This window comes from Pseudooceanicola marinus, from assembly GCF_002786295.1.
In the GTDB taxonomy this organism is placed as follows: domain Bacteria; phylum Pseudomonadota; class Alphaproteobacteria; order Rhodobacterales; family Rhodobacteraceae; genus Pseudooceanicola; species Pseudooceanicola marinus.
The window spans coordinates 147,394-165,879 of sequence record NZ_PGTC01000017.1 but is presented as its reverse complement, the minus strand read 5'-3'; the positions used below and the strand labels follow the sequence as shown (position 1 = coordinate 165,879).

Below are 18,486 nucleotides of genomic sequence, written 5' to 3'. Positions count from 1 at the left end.
TTTCGAATACGGTGTTCTCCATGCAGAACAATGGGTCACTCGACGACCTCGCCATCTTTCACACCGTCGTCCGCGAGGGGGGCTTTCGCGCCGCCTCGCGGCGGCTCGGCCTCGCGCCCTCGAAAATCAGCACCACGGTCGCGCGGATGGAGGCGACTCTGGGCGTGCCGCTCCTGCGGCGCACGACGCGAAGTGTTTCCACCACCGACGCCGGGCGCACCCTGGCCGACCGGATCGGTCCGCTTCTCGCCGGGCTCGATGCCGCGCGCGTCGAGGCGGCGGAGGGGGCAGAGCGCGTGACGGGGCGGCTCAAGCTGAACGTGCCGGGGGCCGTCATGCCCGACATGCTTCCGCCGCTTTTCGCCGCGTTTCACGCTCGCCACCCGGAGGTGGAGGTGGAGATCGTGGTCGAGAATGGCATCGTCGACATCGTGGCCGCCGGTTGCGACGCCGGTATCCGCTACGAGGACATTCTCGCCCAGGACATGGTCTCGGTGCCCGTAGGCCCTCGGGTGCAGCAGATCGCCCTTGCCGCCGCGCCGGATTACCTTCGGGCGCAGGGCATGCCGGCAACCCCGCGCGATCTGACGGAACACCAGGCGATACGCTACCGCCTGCCGGACGGCCCGCTTCTGCCCTGGCAGTTGGTGGAGGATGGCCGGACGATCACGGTCGAGCCGATCCCGCGCCTGATCCTAGGCGTCAACGCGATCGACACGGGTCTGGGCTTCGCACGTGCCGGCATCGATATCGTCGCCACCTTCCGCAACTGGCTGGAGGAGGATTTCGCGGCCGGCACGCTGATCTCGGTCCTCCCGGAAAGCTGGCCCTCCCGCAGCGGGCCGCGTCTCTACTACCCGAGCCGGCACACCCCGCGGCCCCTGCGCGCCTTCATCGAGGTGTGCCGGGATCACGATAAAAGCTGAGCGCCACTCGAAACGAACAGCATCCGATACAGAGATCGAGCGTATCGAGAGCGGGTTCGTCTGCCATGTCCGGCGGGAGTTGCTGTGGACGGACCAGACCTTTCGCCCCATCAAATTTTCCAGTCACCGCCACGACTGCCAAGTCCGCTTTCCAGACTCGGTCCTAATCGGCTCGTTGGTGAAGCGAATGTCGGTTCCCCGCCCGTAGTGTCGGTGGTTGACTGCATGCTGTGCTTGGCGCGAGTGTCGTGGAAGGGCTGGGTCCCTACCTTCGCTGCGCCAGGCGCGACCGTCGGCTTAGGCAGCACAGTTTGCTGCCGTTCGAGCGGGGCGCTTGGGTGACCGCTTTGCGCAGGTTGCGCATCTGGTCAGGGCAGGAGGCCCAACGACGCGAACGGGCCACAGCCGCCCTCGATGCTTCAAGTGGCGAGCGGCTGCTTCGGCCCTGTGCCCGACCTTGCCCTTCGCCAGAGCCTCCCAATCCGAAGGTCTTGCTTTTCCGACCTCGGATCGCCTTAGAACCGGGTGATGACCGTGGCGCCGACGGACTGGAACTTGTCCATATTCATCAGAGCTTCGGGCGCATCTGCAAGGCTGATCCGATCCCCCACCAGGCGCGCCGGATCAAGCTTCCCGCTGGCCACCATGTCAAGCATTGCGCCATAGCGGTGCGCCTGCATGCCGTGTGAGCCGAGCAGTTCGATCTCCTGACCAACGATCTTGGGCATCGGCACGGCGGGATCCGCGTGCTCGCCGAGCATCAGGCCCACCTGGATGTGCTTGCCCCGTGGCCGCAGACAGAGAATCGAGTTGGTCATGGTCACGGTGTGCCCGAGCGCATCGAGGGAGACATGCGCACCGCCCCGCGTGGTGTCCCTGATCGCCGCGGGCACATCGGCCTCCCGGCCGTTGATCACCGCCACCGCGCCGAGGGCCCGGGCCAAGTCCAGCTTCGCGGGGTCGAGATCCACGCCGATGACATTCGCGCCCGCAGCCGCCGCGATCATCACAGCGGACAGTCCGACACCGCCACAGCCATGAACCGCCACCCATTGACCCGCACTGACCTTGCCCTGGTCGATGACAGCCCGGAAGGAGGTCGCGAACCGGCATCCGAGACTGGCTGCGGTCGCGAAGTCCATGCTCTCGGGCAAGCCCACGAGGTTCAGATCGGCCTGATGGATGGCGACGTATTCGGCGAAGGACCCCCAATGAGTGAAGCCTGGCTGCTCCTGATGCAGGCAGACCTGCTGCTGTCCGGCGTGGCACTCGGAACAGCTGCCGCAGCCGCAGATGAACGGCACGGTGACCTTGTCGCCCACCTTCCAGTTGGTCACGTCCTTGCCCACGGCCTCGACCACCCCGGCCAGCTCGTGGCCCGGGACATGCGGCAGCTCGATGTCGCTGTCGTGACCCATCCAGCCGTGCCAGTCGCTGCGGCATACGCCGGTCGCTTCTACCTTGAGGACGACGCCATGCGGCTCGGGCGTCGCGTCGGGAACGGTGACGAGCTTGGGGGGCTCCTGGAACTTCTCGAATAGCACGGCCTTCATGGCTTCATCTCCTCGCGGGGGCAGGTACGGTTGGCGCATCCTACCGATGTCTGGGAAAAGAACTTTGCCAATTTCGCCGCTTTTCGAGATATTTCGGGAAGACCCTGCTCATTCTGCTCGATTATGAAGGACAGTCTGCCCCATGACAAAGATCGATGCTGTCAACGCCGAGATACTGGATCTGCTTCAGGACGACGGGCGCATGACCAACGCCAAGCTGGCTGAGCATTTGTCGATGAGCGAGACACCCTGCTGGCGGCGCCTGAAGCGGCTGGAAGAGAGTGGCATCATCGAGGGCTACCAGGCGCGGCTGAACCGCCGGAAGATCGGGCTTGGGGTCATGGCCTTTGTGCAGCTGCGCTGCTCCGAGCACGACGCCGCCGCCACGGCCGAGTTCCAGCGCATCATCGAGACCTCGCCAAATATCCTGGCCTGCCACAATACGACCGGAGCCGACGACTTCCTGCTCATCGCCGTCGCGCGGGACCTCGACGACTACAGTGCCTTCGTGGAGACCACCTTGCGCAGGCTGCCCGGGGTGACCAGCATTCGTTCGAACCTGTCGCTGCGGGAGATGAAATCCTCGGGTAGGCTGCCGGTTTTACGTGGAGCAATCTGAGGGCTACCTCTCCCGGCGGTCCAATGCCGACGGGGTGGATGGCTCGCGCTCCTGGCGTCGCGATGCGCCACAGTGCAGGTGTCAGACTTTTGCAATTGAGAGGAGCCACCGCATGCAAGCTGCCACTGGCGGCCTCGACCTGGCCAAGAGCCTCTTCCATGTCCAAGGAGTTACATAGGCCGGAGACGTTGCCCTCAATCGGCCTTTGCGCCGGGCGCAGGTGCTGACGTTCTTCGAGTGACTTTCGCCCTGCCTCATCGGCATCAAAGCCTGCGCATCAACGTACTGGAAGGTGCTGACATCGCCCGGGCCGGTGAACTGCTTCAAACCAACATGCGGGGCACCGTGGCCATGACCCGCGCCGTGATGCCCGCCATGCGCGCGCTGCGTGGTGGCGCCAAGCTAAATTTCGGCCGCGCTTCTGTGCGCCTTCCGGGGCCAAGATTCGTTTGATAAGCGGTCCCGAACCCTCTCCGTTTGTGGCGTGGCTCGTCCGCCACCAAGGCGGCGCGACTGGAAAAAGGCGCTTGGGACGTTAGGTGTCAGTCAACATCTGCATGTAGACTGCTCTGCTGCCGATCAGGGCGTCAGTTTAGTGCGCAACCGTTATGGAGGCCTACTAATGTCTAAGAAAACTGAAACACCGACAGCTGAGGTTCTTTCGGGCTGGACCGATCCGACGCTGGATTCCGTGCGCGGAACTGAAACACCCAAGGATCCGAACAAAGGCTATGTCGCTCTGCTCGGTTGGAGTGTGAACGCGATCAAGGCCGCCCAGAAATTCGACCGTCGCTACGTCGTGGTCGCGCCGGAATGGGCTGCGGATTTCTGCGAGGCCAACAACATTCCTTTCATTCCGTGGGACTTCGCACGGCTCAACGACCGGTCCGTGGAAATCGCACAGCGGCTCAAGGACGATGGTGTCGATGTAGCGATCCCGCTGTTCGAGGAGACCGTCGAGTGGTCGGGTGCGATCAACGCCGTGCTCATGGACCGGCCGCGCATGTACGGGCAATCCATCCTGTTCCGCGACAAAGCCCTGATGAAAAGACGCGCCCAACTGGGCGGCATCCGTGTCGGGATCTTCGAGGAGGCCTACGAGAAGGACGACATCATCCGCTTCATGAAGCGGGTCAACCAGACGCTTCTCAAGCTCGACGGCGACCCGGACGATCCGATTCACGTCAAGGCCTTCGACAAGGCTGGTTGTCTGGGTCACCGCATGATCCGCGACATCGAGGACATCGACAAGATTCCCGAAGAAGAGTACCCGCTGCTGATGGAAAGCCATCTGGATGGCTGGGAATTCGCGGTCGAGGCCTGGATTCATGACGGCGAGATCAAGTTTCTCAACATCTCCGAATACGTGACGCTGGGCTACTCCGTCTTCGTGCCAGCCACCCACGAACTTGAAAGCTGGCGGGACGCGATCACCAAACAGATCGAAAAGCTGATCAAGACATTCGATATCCAGTTCGGCCAGATCCACCCTGAGTATTTCGTCACCTCTGACGGGGAGATGTATTTCGGTGAGGTTGCCTATCGCCCGCCGGGCTTCAAGGCGTTCGAGCTGATCGAGCGCGCCTATGGCTTTAATGCCTATCAAGCGTCCATACTGGTTTTCGACCCCAAAAGCACCAAGGAGGAGGTCGACGCCTTCTTCCCGCGTGCTGTCGAGGATGCCAAGTGCTACGCGGGCTGTTTCGGGGTCTATCCGCGCCGCCGTGTCGTCAGTAAACTCGAGATGCCCAAGGAAACCACAGAGCATCCTTATTTCGAGTCGCATGAACTGGTCGCACCGACAGAGGAAACGGTCCCGGACCGGTCCGCCTTCGGCACGCATTGGGGGCTGGTCTTCTTTGCAGGGGACGATCCGATAAAACTGCGTGACCTGCTTAAGGCGCAGGAAGAATTGGATTTTTACGTGTGATGAACACCTCCGACGAAGAGCAGCATCATGCTGTCGACAACCGGGCCCAGGACGCCGGGTTGTCTCATGATTTGGACCTCGCGATCGACCAGCTCAAGACGGCAGAGCCGGAGGCCAAGCTGGCCCATCAACAGGCCGTTCTGGCGGTGGTCGGGCAGCTGTTGCAGGCAGACGGCGGGGTCGATGTGATCTTTGCCCGTGCCGCGGCAATGGACCTTGCCGGGCTGTTCGTCGGGTCGGACTGGGATGCGCCGGAGGCGCTGCGCCCGCAAATCTCAGGCAATACGCTGCTTGCCGAAGACCCCGACCTTGTGGCCCTCGAAGTCGTAAGCCTGTTTCGCTTTCTCGCGGTCGCTACGGGCGGCATGCGGCACCGCAACCTGCACCAAGACCACGCGAGACATTTCCTGACGCAGGTGCTGGCCCTCAATGTCCGCGATATATTCGGACAGTCGGACGAGGCGACGCGGGCTCTGGGCGCGCGCCAGGAGCAAAAGCAAGCCATTCTGCGGTTCATCTCAGAGCACATCGGTCTCACGGATGTCCTGGGCGTGCTGGTGACGGAAATCTGGCGACTTCTGGAGCAGCGCTCCATTCAGGTCGGCGTGGTCAAGGACATGATCGTGCAGATCGCCATCGCCCTGAACGAGAACGGGACCGAACCGGGTAGCGAGCGTTTGGGGGCGGAGCGGCTCGTCAGTGCCCTGTTTGGCCCCACGGTCGCGTCGCTGGACGATCCGGGTGTGGACGCCTACCTTGAACGGATCGCGCATTTCGACGAGGCCGCCCTGTCGCGCGAGGCGATGGGATTCGCACGGGCCATGCACGATACCGGTCTCGTCTCGGACTACCACGTGACATTTCTGCTCTACGTGCTGGACTACAGTGATCGCGCCCTTGTGCCTGAAACGCTGGGCCTCGGGACGACCGGTCTGGACTGCTGGCGCCACTATCGTCGCCTGATCGAGGACTTGATCCGTGCCGGTGTCACGCTGTCGACCCCGCAGGCGATCTATGGCCTGACATTGATGCTGGAACGCGGTGTGCTGCACCATGCGCCGATGGTCCCGGCCTTGGAACGGCAGCTGCAGCAAAAGGTGCGTGGCGCCGCCCGCGACCGTATCTGCATGGGCTTTGGCGACCTCGTGTCCCCCGAAACGCATGTTCTGGCGGGTGTGCTGCAGATCATCGGCCAGCCGCTGGGTGTGGGCCAGGGGGCGAACCCGACCTGCCAGTCGGCGCGCGCGATCTCCATGTGGTCCCAAGTCGCGCCCGATTACCTGCTTCATATCATCTACCAAGCATCGGAATACGATGCGATCTTGATGCGTTTCGAAGGCACCGACATCAATTCGGCGCATCTGCCCGTCGGTCTGGCGGGTTTTGGTCCGATCGACGCAGATCCGGTGTCGGTCCTGCTGGTGGCGCATTTGGACAAGATCTACGCCAAGATGGGGCAGCTCTGCATCGGACGCGAAGGTGATCCTCATCGCTGGATCAACCCGGAGTTTCACGGCTGGTGGGTGTCGCGAGACTGTGCCGTGGCAGTGGATGTCGCTACCGGCAAGCTTTCGGATTACGACAATTTCCTGCGTCGCTTTTTTGCCGCCTATCACCCGCACTACAACGGCGATCGCCCAGTTAGCCACCCGCAGCCTGCAGGCATCGCGGTCACCGATCCGAACCAACAGTTCATCGGCTGGCATGCCATCGCCATCTTACGCGTCGCCGAAGATCAGTCTGGCACAATGCGGGTCTATTTCTACAATCCGAACAACGACAGCGGGCAGGATTGGGGCGGCGGCGTTGTCGTTTCGACAAGCGGAAACGGTGAGCGCAGCGGTGAGGGCTCGCTCGAGTTTGGGCACTTCCTGTCCCGAGTCTATCTGTTTCATGACGAACCTCTGCGCGACAGCAAGACGGCGCAGATCCTTTCGACTGCCGAGATAGGTGCCGTTAAAGAGCAAGCGACACAGAGCTGGGCTGCTGATCGACTATAAGCCAGGATCAAATATGGACCTACGGGTCACAACTCGCCGCTAGTTTGTCGCGCATTGGCTACCTCAGATCCGCGGCCAGCAACTCGACGAAACGTTGTGCCGGGGGCGACAGGCTGCGTCCTCGGCGGCTGATGACGGCCATGGTGCGGGTGATCACCGGATCGACCAGCGGCACCACCACCACCTCTGGATTGCGGATGGCCTGGGCCAGCCGGGCAGGGAAGGCGGCCATGCCCATGCCGCTGGCCACCATCCATTCCGCTGAATAGAGAAAACCGATTTCGCTGACGACATTCGGGGTGCCGCCCGCGGCGCGGATCGTCGCCTCGACCTGTTCGCGGACCCCGTAGTTGCGCCGTGCCAGGATCAGCGGTTCACCGTCCAGCGCGCGCCAGGCCACGTGGGGACGACGGGCCAGCGGATGGGTTCGGTGGCAGACCAGATGCACGGGGTCATGGTGCAGAACCCGATAGTCGAAATCGGCGCGGTCGGCGGGTGGTATGCCGATGCCGAAATCCACCTTCTCTTCGCGGATCAGGCTGAAGAACTGGTCGGGCGCGCAGTCGTTCATCTCAAGGTGAACGCGTGGATGCGCAGAGAGAAAGCGTTCGACGGTGCGTGGCAGCAGGGCGATGCCGGTGGCGGGTGTCGCGGCGACGCGCACCACCCCGCGCTCCAGTTCCTTCAGGTCAGTCATCACCGCGTCGATCGAGGCCACGTCCGACAGGATGCGGTTCACGATGCCGATGATCTGCTCCACCGCCTCGGTCGGGGTGACCCGGCGGGTCGTCCGGTCGAAAAGGCGTGTGCCCAGGGTCGCCTCGGCCTGGCTTAGCAGGACGCTGGCTGCCGACTGGCTGACTGCCAGCGCCTCCGCTGCGGCCGAGATCTGGCCTGCGTCATAGATCGCGCGGATCGCCTGCAATTGCCGAAGGGTCAGGTGGGAGACGATCATTCATAAAGTTCCTGCATGAATATCTCTGTAACATTCATCAAAAGGGACAATCGAACAATGTTAATCTGACCTCCCGGCGGAAGAGGAGCTGCCGGCAAGGGAGGATATAATGATCGGACGTTTTCTGGCCGCTGCTTGCGCGGTGGCCGCTACCATCGGTGTGGCCGCACCGGCCCAGGCCCAGGGGCGCATCACGCTGGGCACCAACCCGCAGGGCACGCTCTACTACACCATCGGCGGCGGTATTGCCGCCTCGTTGCAAGAGAACCTGCAAAGGCAGGTGACGGTCCAGCCGTTCACCGGATCCTCGGTCTACATCCCGCTGATTGACGCGGGCGAGGTGACGCTTGGGCTGAATTCCTCGATCGATGTGGGCGCGTGGTACCGGGGCGAATACGGCAATGACCCCTACACCGACATCCGCGTTCTGGCCCGTCTCTGGCCGCTGCGCCAGGCGCTGGTCGTGCGTGCGGAAAGCGGCATGACCGAGGTCTCGGATCTGGCGGGCAAGAAGGTCATCACCGAACTGTCGGCCCAGGCGGCTACGGGGCGTGTGAACACGGCCATCCTGCAGGCTGGCGGCCTGTCGCTGGATCAGGTCGAGGGCGTGACCGTCGCCGGCCTGAGCCAGGGGATGGAGGCTTTGACCGAGGGGGCGGTGGATGCGACTGGCGTGGCGGTCGGCATTCCGCTGACTCAGCAGGCCCACGCGACGATCCCGGGCGGCATCCGCTATCTGTCCATCACCGGCGAGGGCGCCACAAGCGAGGCGATCAACGACCTGTTCAACGGGGTCTACCTGATGGAGGTCGCGCCCAATCCCCGGATGCCCGAGATCACGGATCCGGTCACCGTTTCGGCCTATGACGTCTACCTGACCGCCTCTGCCGATCTATCGGATGAGGATGCGACGGCGATCCTGAGCGCGCTTTACGACGGGTTGCCGGGGCTCAAGGCCGACTACCCGCCGCTGGCCGCCGCCGCGCAGGAGCTGATGGCCGCGCCGACCAACACGGTACCCTACCACCCGGCCGCCGTCGCCTTCTTCACCGAGAAGGGGATCTGGTCCGAGGAAAACGCCGCCCGCGACGCTGCCCTGCAGTAAGCGCGGCGAAGGAGTCCTGTCATGAGCAGACGGATCGCCACCGCGCTTCTGCCGGTGCTGGGGATCGCCTGGATCCTCGATCTGCCCGGGCGCCTGGGCGCCGTGGTCATCACCGAGCAATACCTGGCCGTCGTGCTGGGGCTGGCGGTGCTGGCGGGCCTGGTGGCCAAGCCTCTTGCCGGGGGCTGGCGCTGGCCCGACCTGGCCTTTGCCCTTGCCGCCATGGGCGGCTGGCTCTGGCTGGCCTGGAACTATGAGGACTGGCTGCTGACGGCCCATCTGCGGGGGCCGGAGAAATGGGTCCCCGCAGTCTTTGCCATTGCCGGGATGCTGGAGGCCACGCGGCGCCATTGCGGCATGGTCCTCGCGGTGCTGGGCGTGGTGTTCATGGCCTATGGCTTCTGGGGCTGGCTGGCACCGGGGCTCTTTGAAGGGGCCTACCTGAAGCCGGCGCGTTACCTGCTCTATGTCTACAACGACAGCAACGGCGTGCCCGGGCTGGTGCTGAACGTGGCGGCCAATCAGATCATGGGGTTCATCCTGTTCGGCGTGGTGCTGACTGCCGTGGGTGGATCGGACGCCATGACCCGGCTGGCGCTGTCGCTGATGGGGCACCGCCGGGGCGGGCCGGCCAAGGTGGCGATCCTGGCTTCGTCTCTCTTCGGCACGTTGTCGGGCTCGACCGTGGCCAATGTCATGTCGACCGGTGTGGTCACCATCCCGATGATGAAAAAGGCGGGGTTCCCGTCGCGCTATGCCGCCGCGATCGAGGCGGTGGCCTCCAACGGCGGGCAGATCGCGCCCCCGGTGATGGGCGCCACGGCCTTCGTCATCGCCGAGTTTCTTCAGGTGGGATACGGTGACGTGGTGATCGCGGCCTTTTTGCCCGCGTTCTTCTACTACTACCTGCTGTACCGCCAGGTGGATCGCTTTGCCGTCGCCCACGGCATCGAGGGCGAGGCGCGCGACAGCCTGCCGAAACCCGGCGCCGCCCTTCTGGGGGCCTGGCCGCTGCTGGCCCCGCTTGGCGTGCTGATCTGGTTCCTGTTCGTGCTGGGATATGGGCCGGGCAAGGCCGCGCTCTATTCGGCCCTGGCCGCGCTGGCGCTGAATCTGGTCCGCGCCCCGCGCGAGACGCTGTCGCCGCGGTTCCTCGGCCGGATCCTGGCGATCTCGGGCCAGACCTTGGTGCCTGTGATCCTGGTCAGCGCCGTGGCGGGTATCGTGATCGGCACGATCAATGTCACCGGCCTGGGCTTCGCGCTGACCCTGGCACTTGGCAAGATCGCCGCCGCGGGCGGGCTGCTGTCGCTCTTGGCTGCCACCGCCGCCCTGGCCGTGATCCTGGGGGTCGGGATGCCGACGACCGGCGTCTACGTGGTGATCTCGGTCCTGCTGGCGCCTGCTCTGGTCAAGGCGGGCGTCGAACAGATGAGCGCGCATCTCTTCATCTTCTACTTCGGCCTGCTGTCGATGCTGACGCCCCCCGTCGCCATCGCCAGCTATTCGGCCGCCTCCATCGCCGGCGCGGACATGTGGCAGACCGGTGTCACGGGGGTGAAGCTGGCGGTGACCGCCTACCTGCTGCCCTTCGTCTTCGCGCTGAACCCGGCACTGGTCTGGCACGGCACATGGGAAGAGATCGCGGTCTCGGTCATCACCATCGCCGTCGCTGGCTTCCTGCTGGCCGAGGTGCTGGCCAACCGTCGCGCCTATGGCGGCGGACCGTGGCGCCTGGCGGTCGGAATATTGGCCCTTGGCATCGGCGCGCTGACCGCCGTGCTGCCCCCTGCAAGCCTGCTCGCGCTGATCGGCGCGCTGGCCTCTCTACCGATCGCCTGGCTGCTGACCCGTTTCGCAGGCGGCGGGCGGGGCGATTTTCCCCGCAAAACTGATCCCAAGACACTTGAAGAAGGACGAACGACATGAGTGTGCGCTATCCCGAAATGCCTCCGCGCAACCCCAATCCGCCCTACAAGCGGATCGCGACCGAGGAGGCCTGGCTGCCGCAGGAGATCAAGGATCTCTACATCAAGGGCCTCGACGACGGTTCCATCAGCGATCCGGGGTTCCAGAGCCTATGGGGTTTCTTCGGCAAATCGAAGACCGAGAAGGCCCAGGCGCACAACCGTCGCATCACCTCTCTGGGGGAGGAGCGGCTGGCGGACATGGACGCAGCGGGCATCGACATGGCGGTGCTGGCGCTCTCCAGCCCCGGTGTGCAGGTCTTCGAGCCCGCGCAGGGCACTGCGCTGGCGCGGATGGCCAACGATATGCTGGCCGAGGGCGTTGCCGCCCATCCCGACCGCTTCCTGGGGCTGGCGGCTTTCTCTCCGCTGGACATCGGCGAGGCCGAAAAGGAGCTGGAGCGCGGCGTGACCAAGCTGGGACTGCGCGGCGGGATCCTGAACTCGCACACCCTGGGCGTCTATCTGGATGACGAGAAATACTGGGGCCTCTTCGAGGCGGCCGAGGCGCTGGACGTGCCGATCTACCTGCACCCCAACACGCCGCCGGCCGACATGATCGACCCCTTCCTGCCGCGTTGCCTGGATGCCGCCGTCTACGGCTTTGCCTGCGAGACCGGGCTGCATGCCCTGCGCCTCGTTGTGTCGGGCCTTTTCGACCGCTTCCCGAAGCTGAACATCATCCTCGGTCACTGTGGCGAGGCGCTGCCCTACTGGCTTTACCGGATCGACTACATGCACGGGCATATCTCGAAGACAGGGCGCCATCCCAACGTGCAGCCGCTGAAGCGGCGCGCCTGGGACTACCTGATCGACAACTTCTACTACACCTCCTCGGGTGTCGGCTGGGCGCCGCCGGTGAAGTTCGTGCAGGAGGTGATCGGGGTCGACCGGATGATGTACGCCATGGATTACCCTTGGCAGTACGTGCCGGAAGAGGTCGGCGTCTTCGACCACATGGATGTGCCCGAGGCCGCGAAAAAGGCCTTCTACGAGGACGTGGCGCGAAAGGTCTTCAAGATCTGAGTGAAGCTATCCCGGCGCAATGAACTGCGCCGGGATCAACCTTCGGCCAGCACCTCCTTCAGAAAGCAATCGGCGCGGGCAAGACGGACTGTCATGGCCGGCGCGATCGGCGTCTGCACCACCGGCAGGTGCGCACAGTCGCGCGCCATCAACACGTTGACGATGGTCTGCGCAGCGCCGCGACCGCGCCGGCGATGGAGGCCTGCAGCGCCGACCAGCCGGGAACCGAACTCACCCTCCTCGCCAGCGCGCCGTCGCCGCCGGTGCCTCAGACGCCGTTCAGGCTGGCGTAGCGCCCGGCGCGGGCGCGCAGTTCGGCATCGGTGCCCATCTCGACGATCCGGCCGTGATCCATGACGACAATCCGGTCGGCCTCGCGGATCGTGTCGAGGCGGTGCGCGATGACCAGGGTCGTGCGATGCCGCGCCAGCTCGGTCAGGGCGGCCTGGATCTGGCGCTCCGTCTCGGTATCCAGCGCCGAGGTCGCCTCGTCCAGCACCAGGATCGGCGGGTTCTTCAGGAAGGCCCGCGCAATCGCCACCCGTTGCTTCTGCCCGCCCGACAGCATCACGCCGCGTTCCCCGACGACCGTGTGCAGTCCTTCGGGCATGGCGTCGATCATCGCTCCCAGCTGGGCGCGCTCGGCGGCTTCCCGGATCTCCCCCTCGCTTGCGTCCAGGCGGCCATAGGCGATGTTTTCCATCAGGGTGCCGCCGAAAAGGAAGACATCCTGGCTGACCAGCCCGATCTGGCGGCGCAGCGAGGACAGGGTGACGTCGCGGATGTCGGTGCCGTCGATCAGGATCCGCCCCTCGGTCGCGTCGTAGAACCGCGGCAGCAGGGACAGAAGGGTGGTCTTGCCCGCGCCGGAAGGGCCGACGAAGGCCACCGTCTGGCCGGCCGGCACCGTCAGGGAAATGTCGCGGATCACGGGCCGGTCGTCGCCGTAGTCGAAGTGGACCTGCTCGAAGCACACCTCGCCCCGGAAAGGCGCGGCGGGCCGCGCGTCGGGGGCATTGGCCACCTCGGGCTGCGTGCCCATCAGGTCGAGGTAACGGCGGAACCCGGCGATGCCGCGCGGATAGACCTCGATCACCGCCGCGATCTTGTCCAGCGGGCGGAAGAAGACCCCGACCAGCAGCAGGAAGGCGACGAAACCGCCGGTGGAGAGCGAGCCGTTCAGCACGAAGATCGCCCCGGCCACCATGACGATCACCTGGATCAGGCGCATGCCCATGTAGTTGAGAGAGCTGGAGGCGGCCATCACCTTGTAGGCCGACAGCTTGGTGTCGCGGTAGGCGGCGTTGTCGCGGGCGAAGAGCGCGCTTTCATGCTCTTCGTTGGCGAAGGCCTGGACGACGCGCATACCCCCGACGTTTTCTTCCAGCCGCACGTTGAAGGCCGCGACGCGGGAATAGATGTCGCGCCAGGTGCGGGTCATGCGTCCGCCGTAGACCGCGACGATGGCCACGCAGGCGGGCACGACGGCGGCGGTGATCAGCGCCAGCTCCAGGTTGATCGTCAGCATCAGCAGGAAGGCCCCGACGAAGGTCATCACGGCGATGAACAGATCCTCCGGCCCGTGGTGGGCGACCTCGCCGATCTCCTCCAGGTCACGGGTCACCCGCGCCACCAGCTTGCCCGTGCGAACCCGGTCGAAATAGGAAAACGACAGTTTCTGCTGGTGATCGAAGGCCCGGCGCCGCATCTCCGTCTCGATGTTGATGCCCAGCATGTGACCCCAGTAGATCACCACCGCCATCAGCCCGGCGTTCAGCAGGTAGATCGCCATCAGACCCAGGGCCGCAAGCACCGTGAGGGAGATATTGCCCGAGGGCAGCAGCCGGTCGATGAAGGCCTGCACGGCCAGCGGAAACGCCAGCTCCAAGAGGCCGGAGAGCACGGCACAGCCGAAGTCGAGGAAGAACAGACGCTTCCACGGGCGATAGTAGTCGAAGAATTGGCGGAGCATCTGGCCTCGGGCGATGGTGTCGATCTGGCTATAGCAGGGCAGGGTGAGGGGCGACAGGTCGGCGCACGACGTGGCGCCGGCCGTCCCTTCAGTCTTCGCCGGCGGCGAGGGCGCTGCGTAGCGTCTCCAGGGTCTGCAGGGTCGACTGGACGCCACCCCCGGCGATGTAGAGCGGCCCGGCGTCGAGGTAGATCACCTGATCCGCCTGCCAGGCCTTGGTTTCTCGCATCAACGCGTTGTCCAGCGTGGCGCGGGCACTCGGGCCGTCACCGCCGATCGCCGCCATCCGGTCGATGACCAGAAGCCAGTCCGGGTCGATCTCGCGCAGGTACTCGAAGGACACGGCCTCACCATGGGTTTCGGCGGTCAGATCGCCGGCGGCCTCTTCCAGCCCGCTTAGGTCATGCAGCCAGCCAAAGCGCGACCCGCGCCCGTAGACCGACACCTTGGGCCCGTTGGTCAGAACGATCAGGGCGTCGCCCTTGCCTTCGGCGGCCCGTGTCGTGGCGGCGACGGCATTATCGACCTTCTGGCGCAGGGCGGCAGCCTCATCCTCCAGGCCCCAGATCCGGCCGTAGGCCTCCAGCCGGTCCAGACCCTGGCCGATGATGTCGTCGCCCCAGATGGTCATGTCGATGGATGGCACGATGCGCTGCACGTCCTCCAGGTGCGGCTGCGACCGGCCCCCTAGGATCACCAGGTCCGGCTGGGCTGCGTTGATCGCCTCGAAGTCGGGCTCGAAGAGGGTGCCGATATCTCCGGCGTAGTCCGAAAGGTAGGCCAGGTAGGTGTCGCTGATCGCGGTCAGGCCGGGCACGCCGAGCGCGTCCAGGGTGTCCAGCGCCGCCATGTCGTAGACGAAGGTCGTCTCGGGCTGCGTCTCGACTTCTGCGGAGCCCGGAAAAGTCTGGATGGTCACGGTCTCGGCCTGTGCGGCGGTAGCCAGGGCGAGGCAGGTGGAAAGGGCAAGCAGGGCGATGCGTGTCATGTGGTGCTCCTATGGTGTTGGGGCCGTGGTCGGGGTAGGTACGGTGCGGAACGAGGAATGGGCGACCCGCCATGGCAGCTGACAGTCAGGACGCAGAGCCGGATCCCTTTGCGGGGGATGACGATCCGCGCATGGGGGCGAACCGGGTCTGGTTCAACCTGCTGCGTGTGCAGCGCAGTGTCGGGGCGCGGATCGCCAGCCGGCTGCGCGCCGAAGGGATCGGCGACCCGATCTGGTACGAGATCCTGCTGGAACTGGAACGCGCCGGGCCGGCGGGCATGGTGATGGCGGACCTGGAGCGCAGGCTGTTCACCCGGCAGTATGCCCTGTCGCGCCACGCGGCGCGGATCGAGGCCCAGGGCTGGATCCGCAGCGAGGCCTCGCCGGGGCCGGGGCGCAGCAAGCGGCTTGTGCTGACCGATGCGGGGCTGGGCATGCACGACCGCATCTGGGAGGTCTACAGCGAGGTCATCGCGGAGGAGTTGGGCGCGCGGATGAGCACGGAAGAGGCCTATGCGCTGGCGCGTCATCTGATCCGCCTTTACCCGTGACGCGCCGGTGACGCCGTCGACCCCGGGGGACCGGCGGCGTCGGGTGGGGCCATGGGCCGGCCCGGCCCGCATCAGAAGCGCGAGACCGCCACGAGGGACACGGTGCGCCCCGGTTCCTTCAGCGTGGTAATCGAGCCGTATTCGGCGCCGTAGGTCGCGCGGTCGGCGTATTCCTTATCGAAGAGGTTGTTCACCCCGAGGCGCAGCGTCAGGGTCGGCAGGCGCGCGGGGACATATTCCGCCCAGGCATTGACCACGGTGTAGCCTTCGTAGTCGTTCAGGCTGTCATCCGGGGCATCCTCGTCCAGGGCGATGTCCAGGCCGCCGCCGACGGTCAGCCCCTCGACGCCGGTCTGCTGCTCGAACTCGACGGCCATGACGGTGCCGAGGGGCGCGCCGAAGTCCTGCGCCTCGTAGCTGCCGGCGCTTTCGCCATCGACCTCGACCGTGCTGTGCGACAGGGTGGCCCGGGCAAAGCCGCTGGCCCAGCCGTAGGTGGCGCCCAGGTTGAAGCCGCGGCTTTCGAAATCGAAGGTAGAGGTGCCGGACCGGGCGTTGGACATCTCGGTGACGAAGACCTCGCCCGACAGCGTCAGGTCGCCCCTGGTCCAGTCGAAGCCCAGGGTGGCGTTGTCGGCCCGCACGGCCTTCAACTCGTCATAGGCATTGGCGCCGCGCAGCCCCTCGAAGAGGTAATTGTCCTCGATGACCAGCCCGCCGAAGACGGAGGAAACGCCGCCGCGCAGAGCCAACTCCTCGGTCAGCTGATAGGTCAGCGAGGCATTGCCCGAGGCCCCGTCGAAGGTCTCCTTCACGCCGTTGACCCCGGTGAACCGCTGGCGGTCGTAGCGCGCGCCGAAGGACACCTTCAGCCGGTCCGTGGGCTGCAGGCGGGCCTGGGCGAAGAAGCCGAGGTTGCGGGAGGTCTCGCTGTCATTGGCCGGGTAGGTGGCATCCTCGCTGTCGTAGTGGCCCGACCTGCGCTGGTAGTCGATCCCGGCGGTCACCGTCTCCTCGGCGTTGAGGTTGAAGGTGTTCTCGATGGTCGCGGAGGCTGTGTCGGAGGTGCCGTTGCTGTCCCAGGGGTCGGGCTTGTCGATCTGGCTTTCCGAATAGCCGAGGTGCACACGCGGGTCCCACAGGCCGGTGGCCTCGGGGGTTTCATAGCTGAAGGCGTAGCTTTCGCGCGTCGTGTCGTAGAGGGTCAGCGCATCGGTGACGCCGCCGCGGCCGCCGAAGTTTGCCCGTTCCTGGCGCAGCGCGCTGTCTTCCAGGCGCTGTGCCGAAAACTCGAACCGGTGGTCGCCGGCTTGGTAGGCGGCCTTGGCCAGGTAGCTTTGCAGGTCGGCACGGGTCCCGTGAATGCGCTCGCCCGCGCCGGAGTCGTAGTCCGAGCCATCCGCGACCTTGCCGTAGAGCAGCCATTCGAACCCGCCGCCCTGGCCCGCGAGGGTCAGCCCCGATTGCAGCGTCTCGCCGTTGTCCGAGAAGGACAGCCGCAGGTTGCCACCGAAGGTATCGCCGGGGTCGAGGATGTCGGAGGCATCGACCGTTTCGAAGACGACGGAGCCGGCCAGCGCGCCCGGGCCCGCATCGGCGGGCGAGACGGTGGCGTCGGCACGCACCTGTTTCAGCAGGCCGGGGTCGATGGCATTGGCCGAGACATGGTGAAAGGCGCGGTTGTTCTGCGGCGTGCCGTCCATGGTCACGCCGAGGTTCAGCATGTCGACGCCGTTCACGAAGATCTTCTGCGTCAGCGGCAGGGCGCCCCCGACCGAGACCGAGGCGATGCCGGAAAAGACGTCCTTCAGGTCTCCGGACCGCGCCTGCTCCAACTCCCGTTCGGAGACATACATCGAGGTGGCGCGATCGGCGGCAGCTCCGAGGTCGTCCTGGCTCTGGATCACGATCGGATCCAGGGCGAATGCGGTGGTCGTGTCCTGGGCCAGCAAGGGCTGGGCCGAGAGGGTCAGCAGCGCGATGACGCTACAGGAGGCGCGGTGGCGCGGGCGAAGCGCGGAAGGTGTCATGGATGTCCCCGGATGCTGTCTGTGGATGGTTGGCTGCGCCCATCCGGGGCGTGGCTTGCAGGTCGACGACTAAATTGGTCGGATTTAATATGCAAGTGCATGTAATGAGCGCGCGCAAAACTGTGGCCGTGGTGCCCGCCTGGGCTCCGGGGGCAATCCATCGCGCGTTTCGGGGGGCCATTTTCCCCCGTCGCCATCCCGGGGGCGCCAGAACGGGGCGCGCGAATGCGGCGCGGTCTTCCCGGAGACTGTGCGCCGCGCGGCCTGAAGCAGAACCTGCCGGGCCGAACGCAGGCGTCCGGTTGACGCGCGGGGGGCGGCTATGGCACGGGCGCGGGTTCAAAATGCACGCCGGCGCGCGGGCGCCGGGACCAGCCGAAGGAAGGACCCATGGCCCTAACACTCCGCCGCAACTACGACGTCGACCTGGCGCCCCTGGCAGGGATGCTGCCGGACGCCGAGATCCCCTTGCTCAACCCCAATGCCAAGGTGCCTTTCGATGAACGGGAATGGCGCCTGAAATGGCTGGGAGAGCAGGACGACGTCTCCTTCTACCTGCAGGATGCGGCGGGGCGCGACGTGGGGTTCTTCGCCTTGCGGGTCGGTGTCGGGCCGGAGGTACGGCACCTGACCTATGTCTACCTCGTCGAAGAGGCACGCGGCGGCGCCGCGGCGGAGCTGACAGCGCGGGTGGAGCAGGCGGCCCGGGGCCTGGGCGCGCTGACCCTGACCCTGAAGGTCGAGGTCGACAATGCACCGGCGCATAACGCCTATCTGTCCGCCGGCTACGAGGAGCTGTCGCGGCGCCAGGGTATGGCGACGATGCTGCTGGACTTGGAAACGCGCCAGGCCGCGTGATCCTTG

At 65.4% G+C, this 18,486-nt stretch carries 15 protein-coding genes and 1 pseudogene; 11 read left to right on the top strand and 5 right to left on the bottom strand.

All coding sequences use genetic code 11. The annotated features are described in order from the left end of the window. Positions 1 to 20 precede the first annotated feature (20 nt). A complete protein-coding gene (locus tag CVM50_RS12765) occupies positions 21 to 926 on the top strand; it encodes a LysR family transcriptional regulator (protein WP_085886802.1) in 906 nt (301 codons plus the stop codon). A gap of 515 nt (positions 927 to 1,441) precedes the next feature. Here CVM50_RS12765 and CVM50_RS12760 read toward each other — a convergent pair. Next, the gene (locus CVM50_RS12760; RefSeq protein WP_085886801.1) at positions 1,442 to 2,479 is read right to left on the bottom strand and encodes a zinc-dependent alcohol dehydrogenase family protein; all 1,038 of its coding nucleotides are present in this window, start codon (positions 2,477 to 2,479) and stop codon (positions 1,442 to 1,444) included. 142 nt (positions 2,480 to 2,621) lie between these two features. Between CVM50_RS12760 and CVM50_RS12755 the strand changes: the two genes are divergently transcribed. From CVM50_RS12755 to CVM50_RS12740, 5 genes and pseudogenes are all read left to right on the top strand, one after another. Next, positions 2,622 to 3,098 carry an Lrp/AsnC family transcriptional regulator gene (locus CVM50_RS12755; RefSeq protein WP_085886800.1) on the top strand — a complete coding sequence of 159 codons (477 nt, stop codon included), beginning with the start codon at positions 2,622 to 2,624 and terminating at the stop codon, positions 3,096 to 3,098. Between the two features lie 112 nt (positions 3,099 to 3,210). Beyond that, positions 3,211 to 3,336, top strand: a pseudogene (locus tag CVM50_RS22310) (IS110 family transposase); the annotation flags it as partial. Then, positions 3,336 to 3,551, top strand: coding sequence for a Rossmann-fold NAD(P)-binding domain-containing protein (locus CVM50_RS21380; RefSeq protein WP_143515576.1), 216 nt, complete (start codon positions 3,336 to 3,338; stop codon positions 3,549 to 3,551). The pseudogene CVM50_RS22310 and the gene CVM50_RS21380, both read left to right, overlap by 1 nt. 169 nt (positions 3,552 to 3,720) lie before the next feature. After that, positions 3,721 to 5,028: an ATP-grasp domain-containing protein gene (locus tag CVM50_RS12745; RefSeq protein ID WP_085886799.1), complete on the top strand. Its 1,308-nt coding sequence runs from the start codon at positions 3,721 to 3,723 to the stop codon at positions 5,026 to 5,028. Continuing rightward, positions 5,028 to 7,028 (top strand): hypothetical protein, encoded by a 2,001-nt coding sequence (locus CVM50_RS12740; protein WP_085886798.1) that lies wholly within the window; start codon positions 5,028 to 5,030, stop codon positions 7,026 to 7,028. The genes CVM50_RS12745 and CVM50_RS12740 overlap by 1 nt, the downstream gene beginning before the upstream one ends. 58 nt (positions 7,029 to 7,086) lie before the next feature. Here the strand turns inward: CVM50_RS12740 and CVM50_RS12735 are convergent, their stop codons facing one another. After that, entirely contained in the window at positions 7,087 to 7,983 is an 897-nt protein-coding gene (locus CVM50_RS12735; protein ID WP_085886797.1) for a LysR family transcriptional regulator, read from the bottom strand. A 109-nt stretch (positions 7,984 to 8,092) separates the two neighbouring features. Between CVM50_RS12735 and CVM50_RS12730 the strand changes: the two genes are divergently transcribed. From CVM50_RS12730 to CVM50_RS12720, 3 genes are read left to right on the top strand one after another with little or no spacing between them, the layout of a single operon-like run. Next, positions 8,093 to 9,088, top strand: a complete 996-nt coding sequence (locus CVM50_RS12730; protein WP_085886796.1) for a TAXI family TRAP transporter solute-binding subunit — start codon at positions 8,093 to 8,095, stop codon at positions 9,086 to 9,088. Between the two features lie 21 nt (positions 9,089 to 9,109). Then, a complete protein-coding gene (locus tag CVM50_RS12725) occupies positions 9,110 to 11,017 on the top strand; it encodes a TRAP transporter permease (protein ID WP_085886795.1) in 1,908 nt (635 codons plus the stop codon). After that, entirely contained in the window at positions 11,014 to 12,081 is a 1,068-nt protein-coding gene (locus tag CVM50_RS12720) for an amidohydrolase family protein (RefSeq protein WP_085886794.1), read from the top strand. Before CVM50_RS12725 ends, CVM50_RS12720 begins: the two co-directional genes overlap by 4 nt. 268 nt (positions 12,082 to 12,349) lie before the next feature. Here the strand turns inward: CVM50_RS12720 and CVM50_RS12715 are convergent, their stop codons facing one another. After that, positions 12,350 to 14,053 (bottom strand): ABC transporter ATP-binding protein, encoded by a 1,704-nt coding sequence (locus tag CVM50_RS12715; RefSeq protein ID WP_085886793.1) that lies wholly within the window; start codon positions 14,051 to 14,053, stop codon positions 12,350 to 12,352. 88 nt (positions 14,054 to 14,141) lie between these two features. Then, positions 14,142 to 15,041: a siderophore ABC transporter substrate-binding protein gene (locus CVM50_RS12710; RefSeq protein WP_085886792.1), complete on the bottom strand. Its 900-nt coding sequence runs from the start codon at positions 15,039 to 15,041 to the stop codon at positions 14,142 to 14,144. A gap of 71 nt (positions 15,042 to 15,112) precedes the next feature. Here CVM50_RS12710 and CVM50_RS12705 point away from each other — a divergent pair, with 71 nt between their 5' ends. Then, the gene (locus CVM50_RS12705; protein WP_232618237.1) at positions 15,113 to 15,592 is read left to right on the top strand and encodes a MarR family winged helix-turn-helix transcriptional regulator; all 480 of its coding nucleotides are present in this window, start codon (positions 15,113 to 15,115) and stop codon (positions 15,590 to 15,592) included. A 71-nt stretch (positions 15,593 to 15,663) separates the two neighbouring features. Here CVM50_RS12705 and CVM50_RS12700 read toward each other — a convergent pair whose 3' ends face one another. After that, positions 15,664 to 17,622, bottom strand: a complete 1,959-nt coding sequence (locus tag CVM50_RS12700; RefSeq protein ID WP_085886791.1) for a TonB-dependent receptor plug domain-containing protein — start codon at positions 17,620 to 17,622, stop codon at positions 15,664 to 15,666. A 390-nt stretch (positions 17,623 to 18,012) separates the two neighbouring features. Between CVM50_RS12700 and CVM50_RS12695 the strand changes: the two genes are divergently transcribed. Then, positions 18,013 to 18,480 carry a GNAT family N-acetyltransferase gene (locus tag CVM50_RS12695; protein WP_085886790.1) on the top strand — a complete coding sequence of 156 codons (468 nt, stop codon included), beginning with the start codon at positions 18,013 to 18,015 and terminating at the stop codon, positions 18,478 to 18,480. Positions 18,481 to 18,486 lie beyond the last annotated feature (6 nt).

Coding starts and splice junctions, on each gene's coding strand:
- CVM50_RS12755 (WP_085886800.1), top strand. CDS start 2,622: ATGACAAAGATCGATGCTGTCAACGCCGAGATACTGGATCTGCTTCAG.
- CVM50_RS12745 (WP_085886799.1), top strand. CDS start 3,721: ATGTCTAAGAAAACTGAAACACCGACAGCTGAGGTTCTTTCGGGCTGG.
- CVM50_RS12700 (WP_085886791.1), bottom strand. CDS start 17,622: ATGACACCTTCCGCGCTTCGCCCGCGCCACCGCGCCTCCTGTAGCGTC.
- CVM50_RS12695 (WP_085886790.1), top strand. CDS start 18,013: ATGGCCCTAACACTCCGCCGCAACTACGACGTCGACCTGGCGCCCCTG.
- CVM50_RS12725 (WP_085886795.1), top strand. CDS start 9,110: ATGAGCAGACGGATCGCCACCGCGCTTCTGCCGGTGCTGGGGATCGCC.
- CVM50_RS12740 (WP_085886798.1), top strand. CDS start 5,028: ATGAACACCTCCGACGAAGAGCAGCATCATGCTGTCGACAACCGGGCC.
- CVM50_RS12730 (WP_085886796.1), top strand. CDS start 8,093: ATGATCGGACGTTTTCTGGCCGCTGCTTGCGCGGTGGCCGCTACCATC.
- CVM50_RS12705 (WP_232618237.1), top strand. CDS start 15,113: ATGGCAGCTGACAGTCAGGACGCAGAGCCGGATCCCTTTGCGGGGGAT.
- CVM50_RS12760 (WP_085886801.1), bottom strand. CDS start 2,479: ATGAAGGCCGTGCTATTCGAGAAGTTCCAGGAGCCCCCCAAGCTCGTC.
- CVM50_RS12765 (WP_085886802.1), top strand. CDS start 21: ATGCAGAACAATGGGTCACTCGACGACCTCGCCATCTTTCACACCGTC.
- CVM50_RS12715 (WP_085886793.1), bottom strand. CDS start 14,053: ATGCTCCGCCAATTCTTCGACTACTATCGCCCGTGGAAGCGTCTGTTC.
- CVM50_RS12710 (WP_085886792.1), bottom strand. CDS start 15,041: ATGACACGCATCGCCCTGCTTGCCCTTTCCACCTGCCTCGCCCTGGCT.
- CVM50_RS12735 (WP_085886797.1), bottom strand. CDS start 7,983: ATGATCGTCTCCCACCTGACCCTTCGGCAATTGCAGGCGATCCGCGCG.
- CVM50_RS12720 (WP_085886794.1), top strand. CDS start 11,014: ATGAGTGTGCGCTATCCCGAAATGCCTCCGCGCAACCCCAATCCGCCC.